The organism is Kiloniella sp., assembly GCF_048259265.1.
In the GTDB taxonomy this organism is placed as follows: Bacteria; Pseudomonadota; Alphaproteobacteria; order Kiloniellales; family Kiloniellaceae; genus Kiloniella.
The window spans coordinates 409,169-425,454 of the sequence record NZ_JBLXHT010000002.1 but is presented as its reverse complement, the minus strand read 5'-3'; the positions used below and the strand labels follow the sequence as shown (position 1 = coordinate 425,454).

13 protein-coding genes are annotated in these 16,286 nt (G+C 44.9%); 9 read left to right on the top strand and 4 right to left on the bottom strand.

The annotated features are described in order from the left end of the window. The first annotated feature begins 1 nt into the window (after position 1). Positions 2-1,519 (top strand): anthranilate synthase component I, encoded by a 1,518-nt coding sequence (trpE, locus tag ACN0QW_RS05200; protein ID WP_417429370.1) that lies wholly within the window; start codon positions 2-4, stop codon positions 1,517-1,519. A 38-nt stretch (positions 1,520-1,557) separates the two neighbouring features. Here trpE and ACN0QW_RS05195 read toward each other — a convergent pair whose 3' ends face one another. From ACN0QW_RS05195 to ACN0QW_RS05185, 3 genes are all read right to left on the bottom strand, one after another. Continuing rightward, a complete protein-coding gene (locus ACN0QW_RS05195) occupies positions 1,558-2,814 on the bottom strand; it encodes a divergent polysaccharide deacetylase family protein (protein WP_417429368.1) in 1,257 nt (418 codons plus the stop codon). A 106-nt stretch (positions 2,815-2,920) separates the two neighbouring features. After that, the gene (cueR, locus tag ACN0QW_RS05190) at positions 2,921-3,316 is read right to left on the bottom strand and encodes a Cu(I)-responsive transcriptional regulator (RefSeq protein WP_299372063.1); all 396 of its coding nucleotides are present in this window, start codon (positions 3,314-3,316) and stop codon (positions 2,921-2,923) included. Positions 3,317-3,318: 2 nt separating this feature from the next. Next, complete coding sequence (locus ACN0QW_RS05185) at positions 3,319-5,541, bottom strand: heavy metal translocating P-type ATPase (RefSeq protein WP_417429366.1); 2,223 nt, start codon at positions 5,539-5,541, stop codon at positions 3,319-3,321. Positions 5,542-5,741: 200 nt separating this feature from the next. Between ACN0QW_RS05185 and ACN0QW_RS05180 the strand changes: the two genes are divergently transcribed. The 6 genes from ACN0QW_RS05180 to lexA all read left to right on the top strand — a co-directional run bounded on the left by ACN0QW_RS05180 (position 5,742) and on the right by lexA (position 10,787). Next, positions 5,742-6,305, top strand: a complete 564-nt coding sequence (locus ACN0QW_RS05180) for an anthranilate synthase component II (RefSeq protein WP_417429364.1) — start codon at positions 5,742-5,744, stop codon at positions 6,303-6,305. 68 nt (positions 6,306-6,373) lie between these two features. After that, entirely contained in the window at positions 6,374-7,411 is a 1,038-nt protein-coding gene (gene trpD / locus ACN0QW_RS05175) for an anthranilate phosphoribosyltransferase (RefSeq protein ID WP_417429362.1), read from the top strand. Further along, positions 7,408-8,202, top strand: coding sequence for an indole-3-glycerol phosphate synthase TrpC (trpC, locus tag ACN0QW_RS05170; RefSeq protein ID WP_417429360.1), 795 nt, complete (start codon positions 7,408-7,410; stop codon positions 8,200-8,202). The genes trpD and trpC overlap by 4 nt, the downstream gene beginning before the upstream one ends. A gap of 91 nt (positions 8,203-8,293) precedes the next feature. Beyond that, a complete protein-coding gene (gene moaC / locus ACN0QW_RS05165) occupies positions 8,294-8,779 on the top strand; it encodes a cyclic pyranopterin monophosphate synthase MoaC (RefSeq protein WP_417429358.1) in 486 nt (161 codons plus the stop codon). Continuing rightward, on the top strand, positions 8,779-9,972 hold the full coding sequence (glp, locus tag ACN0QW_RS05160; RefSeq protein WP_417429356.1) for a gephyrin-like molybdotransferase Glp: 1,194 nt from the start codon (positions 8,779-8,781) through the stop codon (positions 9,970-9,972). Before moaC ends, glp begins: the two co-directional genes overlap by 1 nt. A 113-nt stretch (positions 9,973-10,085) precedes the next feature. Next, positions 10,086-10,787 carry a transcriptional repressor LexA gene (lexA, locus tag ACN0QW_RS05155; protein WP_417429354.1) on the top strand — a complete coding sequence of 234 codons (702 nt, stop codon included), beginning with the start codon at positions 10,086-10,088 and terminating at the stop codon, positions 10,785-10,787. A gap of 41 nt (positions 10,788-10,828) precedes the next feature. On the opposite strand, the gene ACN0QW_RS05150 is transcribed toward lexA, so the two are convergent. Next, positions 10,829-12,940 carry a ComEC/Rec2 family competence protein gene (locus ACN0QW_RS05150; protein WP_417429352.1) on the bottom strand — a complete coding sequence of 704 codons (2,112 nt, stop codon included), beginning with the start codon at positions 12,938-12,940 and terminating at the stop codon, positions 10,829-10,831. 292 nt (positions 12,941-13,232) lie between these two features. Between ACN0QW_RS05150 and gltX the strand changes: the two genes are divergently transcribed. Further along, a complete protein-coding gene (gene gltX, locus ACN0QW_RS05145; RefSeq protein ID WP_417429350.1) occupies positions 13,233-14,648 on the top strand; it encodes a glutamate--tRNA ligase in 1,416 nt (471 codons plus the stop codon). Between the two features lie 110 nt (positions 14,649-14,758). Then, on the top strand, positions 14,759-16,063 hold the full coding sequence (locus ACN0QW_RS05140) for a citrate synthase (protein ID WP_299372027.1): 1,305 nt from the start codon (positions 14,759-14,761) through the stop codon (positions 16,061-16,063). Positions 16,064-16,286 lie beyond the last annotated feature (223 nt).

Here is a 16,286-nt window from a genome sequence, read left to right as displayed (position 1 = left end):
AATGAAGAATCCAGTTACATTCGAGGCGTTTTTAGAAACCTACAATCAACAGAAACCACAAGTCGTGTGGACAACCTTGATTGCGGATCTGGAAACGCCCGTTTCTGCCTTTTTGAAACTGGCAGAACGACGCGCCAATAGTTTCCTTTTCGAGTCAGTCGAAGGTGGCAACACAATTGGACGCTACTCCTTTATCGGGTTTGATCCTGATTTGGTGTGGCGATGCAACGGATCAAAAGCTGAAATTAATCGTCAATACCAAACATCGCCAGATGCTTTTGTTGATGAGAATGACAAAGCTTTGGAAAGTCTGCGCAAACTGGTTGCAGAATGCAGGTTTGACTTACCCGAAGATTTCCCACCTATGGCAGCCGGTATTGTTGGCTACATGGGGTATGAAACGGTTCGTCAAATGGAACACTTACCAACGGATAACCCCGATAACTTGGGGCTGCCCGAAGGAATGTACCTACGCCCGACCGTAACAGCCATCTTTGATCGCGTAGAAGATCAGATTTTGGTCACAACTACTGTCTGGCCAAACGATACCATCAGTGCCCGCGATGCTTTTGAGGCGGCGCATAATCGATTGTCCGCCGTAACAGCAGATTTCAACGCGCCTTTGCAGCACAAACCAGAGGCATTTGAAGGCGATTTGGAGTTACCTGAAACCGCATCCAATCTTACCCGCGAAGAATTTCACGGTATTGTTGAACGCGCAAAAGAATACATTCTTGCCGGAGATATTTTCCAGGTTGTTCTATCACAGCGTTTCTCTGTACCCTTTACCCTCCCTCCCTTTGCGCTCTATCGGGCCTTACGGAGATTGAACCCCTCGCCTTTCCTGTTCTTTCTGAACTTTGGTGATTTTTCTGTTGTTGGGTCCAGTCCTGAAATCCTTGTTCGTGTCAGGGATGGTAAAGTCACGATCCGCCCAATTGCCGGTACACGTAAACGCGGCGCCAACTCAGCCGAAGACAAAGAGCTTGCTGCGGACCTGCTTTCTGATCCAAAAGAACTTGCTGAACATTTAATGTTACTTGATTTGGGCCGTAACGATGTCGGGCGCGTTGCAGAGGTCGGTAGTATCGAAGTGACCGAGCGCATGATTATTGAGCTCTACAGTCACGTTATGCATATCGTCTCTAACGTAGAGGGTACGCTCGATACCAAACGCGCTGATATGATTGATGCTCTCGCCGCAGGTTTCCCTGCTGGTACTGTATCCGGTGCGCCCAAGGTACGTGCGATGGAAATAATCGACGAGCTGGAACCGGAACGTCGTGGTATCTATGGCGGTGCTGTTGGGTATTTCGGTGCTGGTGGTGGTATGGATACCTGTATTGCTTTGCGTACGGCGATCGTCAAAGACCAAACAATGTATATTCAAGCTGGTGCCGGAGTGGTTGCGGACTCTGTACCTGAATCAGAATATCAGGAATGTCATAACAAAGCCCGCGCCCTTATCCGTTCTGCTGAAGAGGCCGTTCGTTTCGCAGCTCAAAAAAACAATATCTAAAAAGTTAAAAACACACATTATAAAGCCATTTGAGACCTTTACTCTTTTGGCTTTTTTAATGCCATAATCCGAGAGATCGGTACAATATCAAACCCGCGATCTTCGGCTTCCTCGATCCATTTATGTAAAACTTCAACCGTTGATTTATGCGGGTGACCGATTGCAATTGCATGACCATTCTTTATTGCGATGCGTTCGGCTTGTTTTAGCTGTTTCAAAATTTCCAGTGTATTTTTATAGTCATTATCAATGAAAACATCCCGTCTAAGAACAGGAACCCCCATAGAGACAGCAACAGAAGCAGCAACACTGCTTGGAGAAGTCCTTGAATCCATAAAGAAATAATTTGTCCGCTCTATTCTGGACAACACAACTTCCATGCCACGTCTCCACCCTGTGAATTTGCTGCCCATATGATTATTGATGCCGATATAGCCATCAAACTGAGACATACCCCATTCCAGACGAGCGAGGATTTCCTCATCACTTAATCCGGTCAACAGTGCTTTCGGACCAGGATCTGCAGAACCAAGTGGTTCCATAGGAACATGTAACATTAACTCGTGCCCTCGCCGACTTGCCTCCGCAGCCATCGCTTTGACATCAGGCGCATAGGTCATAAAAGCTAGGGTGATTGCTCCGGGTAACTCTATGGCGAGTTCAGCCCCTCTTTTATTTACCCCCACATCATCCAGCACAATAGCAATCATGGGGCGCTCTGGTTTTATCCATTCGGTTTGCACACCAGGATCAACCAAAGGCTTTTTCTGTGGAGGCAAGGCAGCGACTTGATCATTCCCCACCTCAGATTGATCTCCCGATGCCGTTACAGATACATTATTTGTTTTCTTTGACGATTTTACAGGCTCTTTAGTCTCTTTGATTGCATAATTTTGAGTTATTGATTTTTGGACTAAAGCTTTTTCTGTCGACGCGGGATCCTTATCTTCAGAAACCGTAACGTTTGGGGGAAGATTAGACTGTTCGTTGGTGTGCCCATCTTCCAAAACAGTATCACCAATAGAAATATCGCCAAGATTAATAGGATGCGGCTTGTTTGAAGGTGCCGCGGCCAGAGCTTCCTGCTTGGCCTGTTCTTCTGTTAACTGAGGTCGAGGTTCAGGTGATACAGAGCTAACTTTGTCCTTTTGGAGAATAAGGACGGAAGAAACAGCCAAAGCAATAAAAAAAAGAAACCCAGCGACAATAAACAGACTTCCACGACGGGAACGTCTGCTTTTATTCAACTTCTTTGGCAAAGGGCCTGTTTTTTTTGTCTTACGTTTTAAAGCCATGAATCCACTCTGTTTCGAGGGATTATATGTATATCAGCCTTACAGGAGTGAACAGTATAAACTCATAAAACTTGTCATCGGCCCTGATCGTGGCGTATCGGCATAATTAACGATCAGTTTGGGCGAAATCGTTCAAAATAGGACAATCAGGCCGATGATCCCCCTGACATTTTTCGATCAAGTTGCTCAAGGTATCTTTCATACTTTGCAGTTCTGCGATTTTACGATCCATGTCCGCAACATGCTGCTTCGCCAGTTCTTTCACCTGTGCACTTGCTCTGTTGCGGTCATTCCAAAGCATAAGAAGGGCAGAAACCTCATTGATGGAAAAACCTAAACTTCTGGCGCGCTGGATAAACTTGAGGGTTTCAATATCCTTTTCCTGATAGGCACGATAGCCAGAAGATGTTCTTCCCGCAGGTTCGATCAAACCAATGGATTCATAATATCTGATCGTTTTTGCTGGTAATCCAGAAACTTCAGCAACTTGACCAATTTTCATCATCAATCAATCCGTTTTAAAGAAGAATAAAGCGATAAAGAGCTAACCATGACAGTAACTGAACTCAATGCCATCGCCAATCCCGCCAGCAAAGGACTTAATAAACCGGAAGCAGCAAGTGGCAACCCAATAACATTATACATAAAAGCCCCAATAAGATTATGCGCTATTTTGCTGTGTATAACCTGCCCTGCCCTAATCGTTTTATACACCAGATAGGGATTGCTCTGAATAAGCGATGCATCTGCAGTATTAATCGCAACATCACTGCCATCGCCCATAGCTAGGCCAACATCCGCCCCCGCCAACGCAGGGGCATCGTTAATACCATCCCCAACCATAACGACGACTTCATTCTGTTGATGTAATTTTTTCAAGTATGCCAGCTTATCTTCTGGAAGAAGATTTCCCTCTACCTTTTCAATAGACAATTTCTCGGCAACCTTTTGAGCTGCCAGTTGCTGATCCCCACTGAGCATAACAACAGAAATTCCCTTACCTTTCAGGGCTTGAACAGTTTTAAGGGATTCAGATTTTATTTTATCCTGTAATGCAAAACCGCCAATAACCGTCATAGCATCATCGACTTCTTTTCTCGCAACCCAAACCATTGATGCTCCACGTGCATTATTGTCTTCGATAAAATCATAACAACGATCAAGCGCCACTCCAACTTGTTGCATATAGCGCTCACTTCCCAGTAAATAGGTGGCACCAGAAAGCACCGCGGAAAGGCCAAGCCCTGGAACGGCTGTTATTTCCTCAAATTCCTTCGGTTTAATTTCATCATCAATGTACTCAACAATTGCCTTCGATAGTGGATGCGCACTATCTTTCGTAAGTCCAAGAACCACAGCTAAGGTTTCTGCATTATCTTTATCAGCGGGATAGGTAGTTGCAATAACTTCCGGGCGCCCTTCGGTCAGAGTTCCCGTTTTATCAAAAACCACTGTGGTTGCTTTTGATAATTTCTCAATCACATCGGCATTTTTAACCAAGATCCCCATTCGTGCGGCCTGACCACTCCCGACCATGATTGCCGTAGGTGTTGCAAGCCCCAACGCACAAGGGCAGGCTATAACAAGAACAGTTACTGCGTTGATAATCGCAATCTCTATACCAATACCACCAAAGGTCCACCACCCCAGAAAAGTCAGCAATGAGAGTAACAATACCCCGGGAACAAAGACGGCGCTTACCTTGTCGACCAGCTTCTGTATTCTGGGTTTGGTACTACGCGCTGTTTTAACCTGCTCAATAATCTGAGACAGACGAGAGCTTGTCCCAAGAGTTGTCGGAACTAGATGCAACACGCCTTCGCCATTCACCGTACCCCCGATAACCGAGTCACCGATATTTTTGGAAACGGGCATTGCTTCACCCGTGATCATAGCCTCGTCAACCTGACTCGTTCCCTTGCGTATTTCGCCATCGACAGGAACAACATCACCCGGCCTGACAATAACAATATCATTGGCCAAAACCTTTACAGCGGGAACGGTCAGTTGTTTTTCATCACGAAGAACTGTTGCATTCAACGGCTGAAGTCGAATGAGAGCGTCCAAGGCTTTATTGGTTTTACCTTTGGCTTTTTCTTCAAGTACCTTACCCAGAAGAACAAGCGTAATGACGGCGGCCGATGCTTCGAAATAAAGCGCGTGTGCCAAATGTGATGACCAGGACATCCATTCAGAATAATCGCCCAGCATAATAAAAACAGATAATCCAAAAGCAGCAGAAGTACCAATAGCGACAAGAGTATCCATATTGCTCTGTCCATACCTTACGGCCTGCCAGATTCCTTTATAAAAACGCCCACCTGCAAAAATTTGTACTGGTAGAGCCAAGAGAAACTGTATCAAAGGCGGAATGGAAAAGTTAATGCCAAATGGCAAGAAAGCCATTTGCCCCACCAATGGAAATGTTAAAAGCAACGCCAAGAGGAATAAGCGCATATCTGAAGTTTCAGGATCAATCGCTTCGCCACCAACTTCATCATATGAGTTTACTTCTGGCACAAGAGAAGCTTGATAGCCTTTATCTGCTAAGCTTTTTAACAATAAATTTTGATCAACATTGCCCGCCAAGGTCACGGTTGCTGTGTTACTCATCAAATCCGGGGACGCACTAATTACCCCCTCAACAGCGGTTAGTGCCTTTTCGACAGAGCGAACGCACCCAGCACAGGACATTCCCTTAACAGTTAACTCAATGGATTTTGACATAAAAATACACGCTTCTGGTTTGCTAATAAGGCAAATATGAGGCTTACAGTTACAGGAAGGTCAAGCCATGAGTTATAAAAGAGTTATAAAAAAATCAAATCTTAAAATAAATCAGGCTTTTCCTTATTTCTTCGGCATAATCTTGCTGCTATAACTTTTGCAATCTAACTTTAGAAATCAGCGAAAGCCCGTGTACCGAAATGTTATTACTGATCGATAATTACGACAGCTTCACTTATAATCTCTACCATTTCCTTGGGGAGTTGGGCGCGACGATCTCTGTCGAACGCAACGATCAGATTTCTGTTGATCAGGTATTGGAGCTTAACCCGGAACGTATTGTTATCTCTCCCGGCCCCTGTGATCCCTCTTCAGCTGGTATATGCCTTGAGCTTATTGAAAGGGTCGCGGGCAAAATTCCTGTATTGGGGGTATGTCTAGGACATCAATCAATTGGTCAAGCCTTCGGGGCAAATGTTGTTCGTGCCCCAAGCCCAATGCACGGTAAAACCAGCCCAGTTAAGCACAACGGGAAAAGTGTTTTCAAAGGCTTACCAGATCCGCTAACGGTCACGCGCTATCACTCATTGACAATTGAACCAGCCAGCATGCCTGATTGCCTGGAAGTTACGGCTTGGACCGAAGATGGCGTCATTATGGGGCTTCAACACAAAGAACTCCCGCTACATGGTGTTCAATTTCACCCCGAAAGCATTGCCTCTGAAAAAGGCCATGATCTCTTGAAAAATTTTCTGACGGTTTAACAAAGCCAAGCTTTGATTAAGTCTCATCGACTTGAGCCATTAGAATAAACAATAAGGAGGCTTGTTCCATGTCAGGGGAACTAAGCGACATAAAATCATTTATCGCCTACGTGGCTGACGGCAACAATCTAACTGCCCAGCAATCGGAAACTGCCTTTGATCTGCTAATGACAGGTGAAGCCACTTCTGCACAGGTTGCCGGGTTATTGATGAGCTTGCGAGTCAAAGGTGAGACTGTTGATGAAATAACGGGCGCAGCGCGCTCTATGCGCAGTAAGATGCTTACCATCAAAACACCAAAAGGTGCCATTGATGTCTGTGGTACAGGCGGTGATGCAAAAGGCACGCTTAACGTTTCAACAGCAACAGCTTTTGTTGTTGCGGGCGCGGGTGCCATCGTCGCAAAACATGGTAACAGAGCCGCTTCATCAAAAAGTGGCGCTTCCGATGTTTTGGGGGCGCTGGGTATTGGTCTTGAAGCAAGTGTTGATGCCGTTGAAAAAGCTTTAGCAGAAAATGGCACCTCTTTTCTCGCCGCCCCTTTATATCACTCTGCCATGCGCAACGTTGGTCCAACACGGGCAGAACTTGGCACCCGGACAATCTTCAACCTTCTGGGTCCCCTCTCTAATCCCGGAAAAGTAACTCGCCAAATCACAGGTGTTTTCGCCCGGGAATGGGTTGAACCGCTCGCACAGGTACTACAGGCTATCGGTCATGAAAAAGCCTGGGTTGTCCATGGTGCCGAAGGGCTTGATGAACTATCAATTTCCGGCCTCAGTTATATTTCTGAGCTGGATCAAGGACAAATCAAAAACTTTGAGATAATCCCTGAAATGGCCGGGTTGGAAAGATCCCCCATAGAAGAGATTATTGGTGGCGATGCAGCCTTTAATGCCGCTGCAATGCGGGAAATGCTCAGCGGAACCAAGAATGCTTATCGTGATGCTGTAGTCTTGAACTCAGCCGGGGCATTAATCGTTGCAGGGATGACTAATGATCTCAAAGAAGGCGCTGCAATGGCAGCAAAATCAATTGATAGCGGTGCCGCCCTCGCAAAGCTTGACGGTTTGGCTTCATATACGAACAAGGAAACAACTAAGTGAGTGATGTTCTAAAACGCATTTGTGATGATAAGCTCGAATTTGTGCGGGCTAGAAAAGAAAAAACCTCTCTTTCTCAGTTAGAAGCTAAAGCCGCATCCCAAGATACTCCGCGTGGATTTTACCAAGCTCTAAAAACCAAATACGAGCAAGGCAAGTATGGCCTGATCTGTGAAATCAAAAAAGCATCGCCAAGCAAAGGCCTCATTCGAGCAGACTTCGACCCCTCATCATTGGCTAAAGCATACAAAGCTGGTGGTGCAACATGCCTTTCAGTCCTAACGGATGAACCTTACTTTCAAGGTGCCGATCAATATTTGCTCGACGCACGTGCCGCTGTCGACCTTCCGGCTCTGCGCAAGGATTTCATGCTTGAACCCTACCAGATTGTTGAATCCCGAGCTCTTGGGGCAGATTGTATTCTCTTGATTATGGCAGCATTAGAGGATCAACAGGCAAGCGAACTTGAAAACCTAGCCTTTGACCTTGGAATGGACGTGCTGGTAGAGGTTCATAATGCAGAAGAACTGACCAGAGCGTTAAATACACTAAAGTCACCTCTTCTTGGGGTGAACAACAGAAACCTGAAAACACTTGAGGTTGATATTGCGACAACAGAAGAACTGTCTACAATGGTTCCGCAGGACAAACTTCTTGTTGCTGAAAGCGGTTTATATAACCCAACAGATTTAAAACGGATGCAAGCAATTGGCGCGACAACCTTTTTAATTGGGGAATCATTAATGCGTCAGGAAGATGTTACGGCAGCCACCACTAACCTTCTAAAGCAATAGGCTCCGCTAATTCCCCGGAAACTGTTATGCGATCAATAAATTAGCAAAACTATAAAATGACTGAAATCGCAGACTAAAGTTGGATAAAGAGATGTCATCAGGAAACGAACTCACTCACTTCGATCAAGAGGGTAAAGCTGTCATGGTTGATGTTTCGGATAAAACCGAGACCACTAGAACAGCAACAGCCAAAGGGCGGGTATTGGTTCAACCTGAAACAATGCAACTTATCCAACAAGGCGGCTTCAAAAAGGGTGACGTTCTCGCCATCGCACGTCTTGCCGGTATCATGGGGGCAAAAAAAACCCCTGACCTCATCCCCCTATGTCACCCTCTGATGCTAACCTCAGTGAAGGTAAATTTCACTCTGGACCCAGACAATAACGCGATTGAAGTTATTGGAACGTGTAAGTTAACGGGACAGACTGGCGTCGAGATGGAAGCACTGACCGCTGTATCAATTGCCTCTTTGACTATCTACGATATGTGCAAAGCAGTTGATAAAGGTATTCAGATCACTGACATACGACTTATAAAAAAAACTGGTGGTAAATCAGGAGCTTACGAGGCTAGTTAATGATACAGGTTGAAGAAGCTTTAAAACGGGTTCTCGCGGGCTTTACCGAACTGTCCCCCGAAACGGTTTCCCTCCACGATGGCTTAGGACGGGTTCTCGCAAAAGATATCAAAGCCAGATTAACACAACCTCCGACAGATGTTTCTGCCATGGATGGTTTTGCCGTTAAATCCTCTGACATTCAATCTGTTCCTGTAACACTTAAAATTAGGGGCGAAGCCCCGGCTGGTGGAAGCTACGAGGCTCAACTCCAAGACGGCGAGGCCGTTCGTATCTTTACTGGTGGGCCCGTCCCACTTGGGGCTGATTGTATTGTTATTCAGGAAAACACCGATCATGACGATAAAAAGGTAACCGTTAAACAAAGCGAAGAACCTGGTCGCTTCATTCGCCCCGCCGGACTGGACTTTAGCGAGGGGCAAATCGGCCTTGAAAAAGGTACGCTACTTTCGGCACGAGACCTCGCACTTGCAGCAGCAATGAACCACCCCTGGCTAGAGGTATATCGGAAGCCTAAAGTTGCAATACTGGCAACTGGCAATGAAGTTGTCTTACCCGGCGTAACGCCCGGGCCAAATCAAATTATCAGCTCGAACACAACTGCTCTTATGTCATTTGTCAGAGAGTGTGGGGGCGATCCAATATCGCTTGGCATCGCACCTGACGATAAAGGGGCCCTTTCAGCTATGGCCAAAGGAGCTGAAGGTGCAGATCTTTTGTTAACAACAGGTGGGGCCTCTGTTGGCGATCACGATCTTGTTCGTTCCGTACTTGGTGAGCAAGGTTTGGAAATTGATTTTTGGCGTATTGCCATGCGCCCGGGAAAGCCTCTTATCTTTGGTAAGCTCGGGAAAACACCGATGATAGGTCTTCCCGGAAACCCGGTTTCAACGCTTGTATGCGCCTACATTTTTGCCCGCCCGGCCCTGTGGAAAATGACTGGTAGAGATCCTGATAACTTACAGGTAGAAAAAGCTATACTCACCCAAGATCTAGGTGAAAATGATAAGCGCCAGGATTATTTAAGAGCAAAGTTATCAACAAACTCATCAGGACAACTAGAAGCCACGCCTTTTGAACGGCAGGACAGCGCGATGTTAAACCTACTTCGCAAGGCTGACTGCCTTGTGATTCGCGCCCCCTTCGCTTCGTCTGTAGCCAAAGGTACAGAAGTAGAGATAATTCGGCTTTAACGGTAAGAAAAGACGCAAAACAGCTTGACCTGAAACGAGAACCAAAGTAGAACAAATGTTATGTTTTTGTTTTGTTCTACAGAAATCCAGTTCTGTATTTCGGGGGAATTTTAATGCTGACCAAGAAACAACGTGAGCTATTGCTTTACATTCGGGATCACTTATCTCGAACAGGTGTTTCGCCTTCATTCGATGAAATGAAGGACGCACTTGCATTAAAATCAAAATCAGGTATTCACCGCCTAATAACAGCCCTGGAAGAACGAGGCTTTATTCGACGGCTTGCACATAGAGCGCGAGCAGTTGAAATTCTGAGACTACCAGAAGATTTAGGGCCTGTACCGCAAGCTCAGGAATTTAATGCCCTAAAACAGCAAAACAATCGCCTGCTTAATGAAAACATCGAAGCGGCCAATCAATCATCCGAAGACACTGTACAGCTCCCTCTTTATGGGAAAATTGCAGCAGGTACACCGATTGAAGCACTAAATGATCCCGATAATTACGTTGACGTTCCTTTGAACCTTCTAAGCGGCGGTGATCACTATGCCCTGACTGTTGAGGGGGATTCAATGATCGAAGCAGGCATTCTTGATGGTGATACCGTTTTGATCAAAAGATGCGATACGATAGAAAATGGTCAGATCGGTGTGGCTTTTGTTGATAATGCAGAAGCAACTCTTAAGCATGTCAGACGCCAAAGTGGCAAAATAGAGCTAGAACCAGCTAATGCTGCCTATGAAACTAAAACCTATGAATCTGACAGAGTTCAAGTACAAGGCAAGCTTGTTGGCCTACTAAGAACATATCATTAACAATACCTTATTAGACGTTCTCAATACTTTAAATTAAAAAATTATTCACTTCTACTCCAAGGGCGATCACCGGTAATTTTATTAACCTTTTGTATGTTCGGGGTGCCCTGCATAATTGATATGCTATGCACTCCACCATTCCTCAAGGTCCATTTATCCAAAGAAAAGGAACTATGGTCTGCGCCATTTTCCCGACACCATCGTGGAATTTTCAGCCCAGGCACCACAAGTAGTTGCCCTTGATTACACTCCTCCAGAAAAGCTGTACCGTTCTTTACAAAAGAGATTTTCACACCTTTTAACCTTATGCGGCAAGCTTCTTCGTCACATTTCAAATAGGTACGAGGTAACTCTTCCCAAGGCTTAACGCTTTTTAGGGCAAGGTCCTGTTTCCAGATCCGAGCGACAAACCTCGACCGTCTCGTGTTGTTGAGATAAAGCGTATCATTGATAGCAATACCTATTAATTGTCCTTTGGGGTCAACTAAGATATCAGGATCAGAAGAAAACATATTGATAAAAATAACAAAAAATACGACAGGAATAATCCCGAACCACCTAAGTCTAGTTTTAAAAAGACAAAGCCAAATGCCACCTAATGTTACAATAACCAATGCAAAGACTGGAAAAGCACTTAACCTCCATTCTCCATAAGGAATTTGAGAAATGGCACGGGAAATCCATAACAAAAATTCGAAAGCCTGCCCTAATAATTGAATTACCCATCCTTCCAATCCAAAAGGAAACGACACATAACATATCAAAACCAATGGCATGAGGATGAAAGCCGTGAAGGGGACGGCCACCAAATTAGCAAGGATCCCGTATAAAGGCAGGCTATGAAAGTGATAGAGAACAAAAGGTGCCGTCGCGATCGAGGCTACAAGGGAACAATAACAAGTTAGCTTTATCCCGTTTAACATTTTCCCGACAAAATGCTGTTCAACATTTTTATAAGAATACCATTCAAAAAAAGCGACAAGCGCCAGAACCGCAGAAAACGACATCTGAAAACTGGCTGAGATCAAAACTTCAGGGTAAATCAGAAGCAAGAATAACGCCGCGACGGAAACCGTTCTGATGGAAAGGGCTTTACGATCGAACACCACAGCACCCAAACTTACTGCTATCATAATAAAAGCACGTTGGGCTGACAGAGGATGATTAATGAGTAACAAATAAAAGAAACAGAAAACGATTGCAGCGACCGCCGCGATCTTTTTGATGGGATAATTTAATGCAAGACTTGGAAATAAAGCTAAGACAAAGCGAATGACAAAGAAAACAATGCCGGCCATCAACCCCATATGTAATCCAGAAATTGCCAATAAGTGAGCTAGCCCCGCATTACGGATTTCTTCTTTTGTTTCCTTAGAGAGTCCACCTTTTTGCCCCGTTAAAAAAGTTACAACAAGATCTCTTTGATCACCTTCTATATATTTCCCCACATCTCGGACGATTGAATTACGAGTTTCTGCTATCACCATACTCAGGTATTCAAGCAAATGCGGACTTTCCTTCACACTTCGATCTTCGAGTATCTCTGCCTTGCCAAGAACATAACCAACGGCACCGATCTGTTGATAATAAGCATGTCTTGCATAATTAAATCCACCCGGGATACTGGGTCGTGCCGGAGGCTGGATAACGGCCAGAACCCTCACACGCATTCCGATATGGATGTCTTCCTGAAGAAGATTTGACTTTAATCGCATGGTATGAGGCGTACTAAGCCATTTGAAAGCTTTTCCCGATAGATTATCCAACAGGTACCTCTGCCCTGGGGAGCTTGGCTCTATCTGAACAACCCGCCCTTCGAAGTAACTGGGACCGAATTGCCGCTCAACTATCGGCGCAGCTATTCGATCAGTTCGATAGGTTGCAGCAACAACCCCCAATGAAACGAGAGAGGCAGCAATTAAAATATATCTGGTCAGTAAATAAGTTGCCCCTTTGGCATTATTCCTATCAGGAGTAGGAATAATATAAAACAGGGCAGCTATCGCGCTCAACAAAATCAGAAAAATAATGAGAGATAACAGTAAACTTGGCTCAAAAGGAAGCGAGAAATAAAGACCAATTCCTGTCCCAATAAAAACAGGTAACCAATTGGCAAACGCCCCCTGCTCTTTGGCAAACAACTCTGACAGCACGAAAATTATCCCCCTCTCCCCAGTGTATTACAATAAAAGGGAAAAACATCATATTTCTTCAACTCAAACTAATTATGATATGTCTTTATTTTTGTGCATGAATAACTCATCAGTGGTATACTAAAGTTATACAAATTAAACCTGCCTATTTGCGAGATAGGCAACAATGTGTTAAACCTCGGCGAAACCCAGTCTTTGTTATCCAGGTCGAGAGTTTAACAGAACTTCGCAAACACCGGATAACCCTCACTAAGACTAGCACCCAAAACCTCTGGATTATCGGAAGATCTTCATGAGCCATCCCACGAAACAGGTCGTGACCCGTTTTGCACCTTCACCTACTGGATTTCTTCATATTGGTGGCGCACGCACAGCGCTCTTTAACTGGCTCTTCGCCAAACATCATGGCGGAAAATATTTGTTGCGTATCGAAGATACTGATCGCAAACGTTCAACTCCAGAAGCTATAGAGGCCATAATAGACGGTCTGAACTGGCTGGGGCTTAACCATGACGATGAGATTACATACCAGTTTTCTCGCGCTGAACGACACCAGCAGGTCGCTCAACAGCTTTTGTCAGAAGGCAAAGCCTATCATTGTTATTGCAGCCCTGAAGAGCTGACTGAAATGCGTGAAACCGCACGTGCCGAAGGTCGTCCAATGAAGTATGATGGCCGCTGGCGTGATCGCCCTGCATCTGAAGCACCTGAAGGCGTTAAACCAGTCGTACGCCTGAAAATGCCACAAGAAGGCGAAACCCTTATCAAGGATCTAGTCCAAGGTGACGTTACAGTCGCCAACAGCCAACTTGATGATATGGTATTGCTAAGAGCAGATGGTACACCAACTTACATGCTATCTGTCGTCGTTGATGATTACGACATGGGGATCACGCACATTATCCGTGGCGATGATCACCTGACAAATGCTTTCAGACAGACACAGCTGTTTAAGGCAATGGGGTGGGAACTCCCATATTTTGCTCACATACCTCTTATCCACGGCGCAGATGGGGCTAAACTATCAAAGCGTCATGGAGCTTTGGGTGTTGAGGCCTATCGCGATGAAATGGGGTATCTGCCAGAAGCCCTACGCAACTACTTATTACGTTTAGGTTGGGGGCACGGCGACGAAGAAGTCATTTCTACCGAACAAGCAATTAAATGGTTTGATATTGATGGCGTAGGTAAATCACCTTCTCGCTTTGACTTTGCAAAGCTTGAAAACCTGAATGGCATCTATATCCGTAACGCGGATGATAGCTATCTCGCTGATATTATCTCTCCTCTCATTTCCGCAAAAGAAGAGATTGTTATATCTGCAGACCAGAAAGCTGTTCTTGTCAAAGGAATGTCTGGCCTGAAAGAACGCGCAAAAACGATTATCGATCTCGCCGAAAGTGCTGGCTTTTACGTTAAAAGTCGTCCCTTGCAACTAAACGATAAAGCCAAGAAACTTTTATCAGTTGAAGGCAAAGAGAATTTAAGCAACCTGCTACCAATTCTTCAGAACCTTCCAACTTGGGAAGAAGAACCCTTGGAAGCTACGGTAAAAGGCTTTGCCGAAGAGGCTGAGTTAAAACTCGGAAAAATTGCCCAGCCTTTACGCGCTGCACTAAGTGGTTCCAATGTATCTCCGGGAATATTCGAAGTCATGGAGATATTGGGAAAAGACGAGTCAATTAACAGAATTACAGATCAAATTTGAGGTTATAAATAATTAAAAATATTGCAGCGCACAATTTGATCTTAAGTAGTAAAAGCATTATGCTGCTGCGCAACAAACCAGAATAATAACAAAGAGCAGAGGTTCCAAATATGTCAGATACCGACAACAAAAATAGCGTTACCGTTACGGACAACCGCACCGGACACAGTTGGGATATGCCGATCCTTCAGGGAACTTGTGGACCAAATGTTATCGATGTTAGGAAACTTTACAGCGAATCTGGTTGTTTTACATATGATCCAGGGTTCACTTCAACGGGTAGTTGTGATTCCTCTATTACCTACATTGACGGTGACAAGGGGATATTGCGACACAGAGGATATTCTATTGAAGATTTAGCCTCTGGAAGTGACTACATGGAAACATGTTATCTTCTGCTGAATGGTGAACTACCGACGAAAGCAGAATCTGACGAGTTCAAAAATCAAATCACCTACCACACAATGCTCCATGAACAGATGCTGAATTTCTACCGCGGTTTCCGCCGTGATTCGCATCCGATGTCAATTATGGTTGGTGTTGTAGGGGCTCTTTCTGCGTTTTATCATGATTCAACTGATATTCGCGACCCACAACAGCGTTTGATAGCATCACATCGTCTTATTGCGAAGATGCCAACAATTGCTGCTTATGCCTATAAATATTCTATCGGTCAGCCCTTCGTCTATCCAAAGAATGATCTTAGCTATGCCGAAAACTTCCTTCACATGACTTTTTCTGTTCCATGTGAAGAATACAAGGCAAGCCCCGCGCTTGTTCGTGCAATGGATCGTATTTTCATTCTACATGCAGATCACGAACAAAATGCATCAACCTCCACAGTGCGTATCGCAGGGTCAAGTGGTGCAAATCCATTCGCTTGCATTGCGGCTGGCATTGCATCTCTTTGGGGACCTGCTCACGGCGGGGCAAACGAAGCTGTTCTCAACATGCTTCAACAAATTGGGCATAAAGACAATATTCCAAAATTCATCGAACGGGCAAAAGACAAAAATGATCCATTCCGTCTGATGGGCTTTGGGCACCGTGTTTATAAAAATTACGATCCACGTGCATCTGTGATGCGTGAATCCTGTCACGAAGTCCTTGAAGAGCTCGGTATCAACGATCCGCTTCTTGAACTTGCAATGGAACTTGAAAAAGTTGCGGTTTCTGATCCGTATTTCGCCGAGAAAAAACTATTCCCGAATGTTGATTTCTATTCAGGTATTATTCTCCGAGCGATGAACTTCCCAACATCTATGTTTACAGTTCTCTTTGCCTTGGCAAGAACCGTTGGGTGGGTCGCGCAGTGGAAAGAAATGATCGAAGATCCAAGCCATAAAATCAGCAGACCTCGTCAGCTTTATCTTGGTTCTGATGAACGTGATTTTATCCCTGTAGAAAAGCGTTAAGCTTCATAACGCGACATTACAACTGTCAAAGCATCTAGATAGTTACAATAAAAAAACCAGCTGTGTTTCACTGCTGGTTTTTTTAATCTTTCTTTTAAGGGCCATATTTATCTGTTGTCAGAAAAGAAAAGCCAAGATCAAGCCCCCTCAATCCCAATCACATTGTACAAGAAAATAACGGCATCAAAAAAGCGGCCCCAAATCTGAGGCCGCTTTTCCTGAG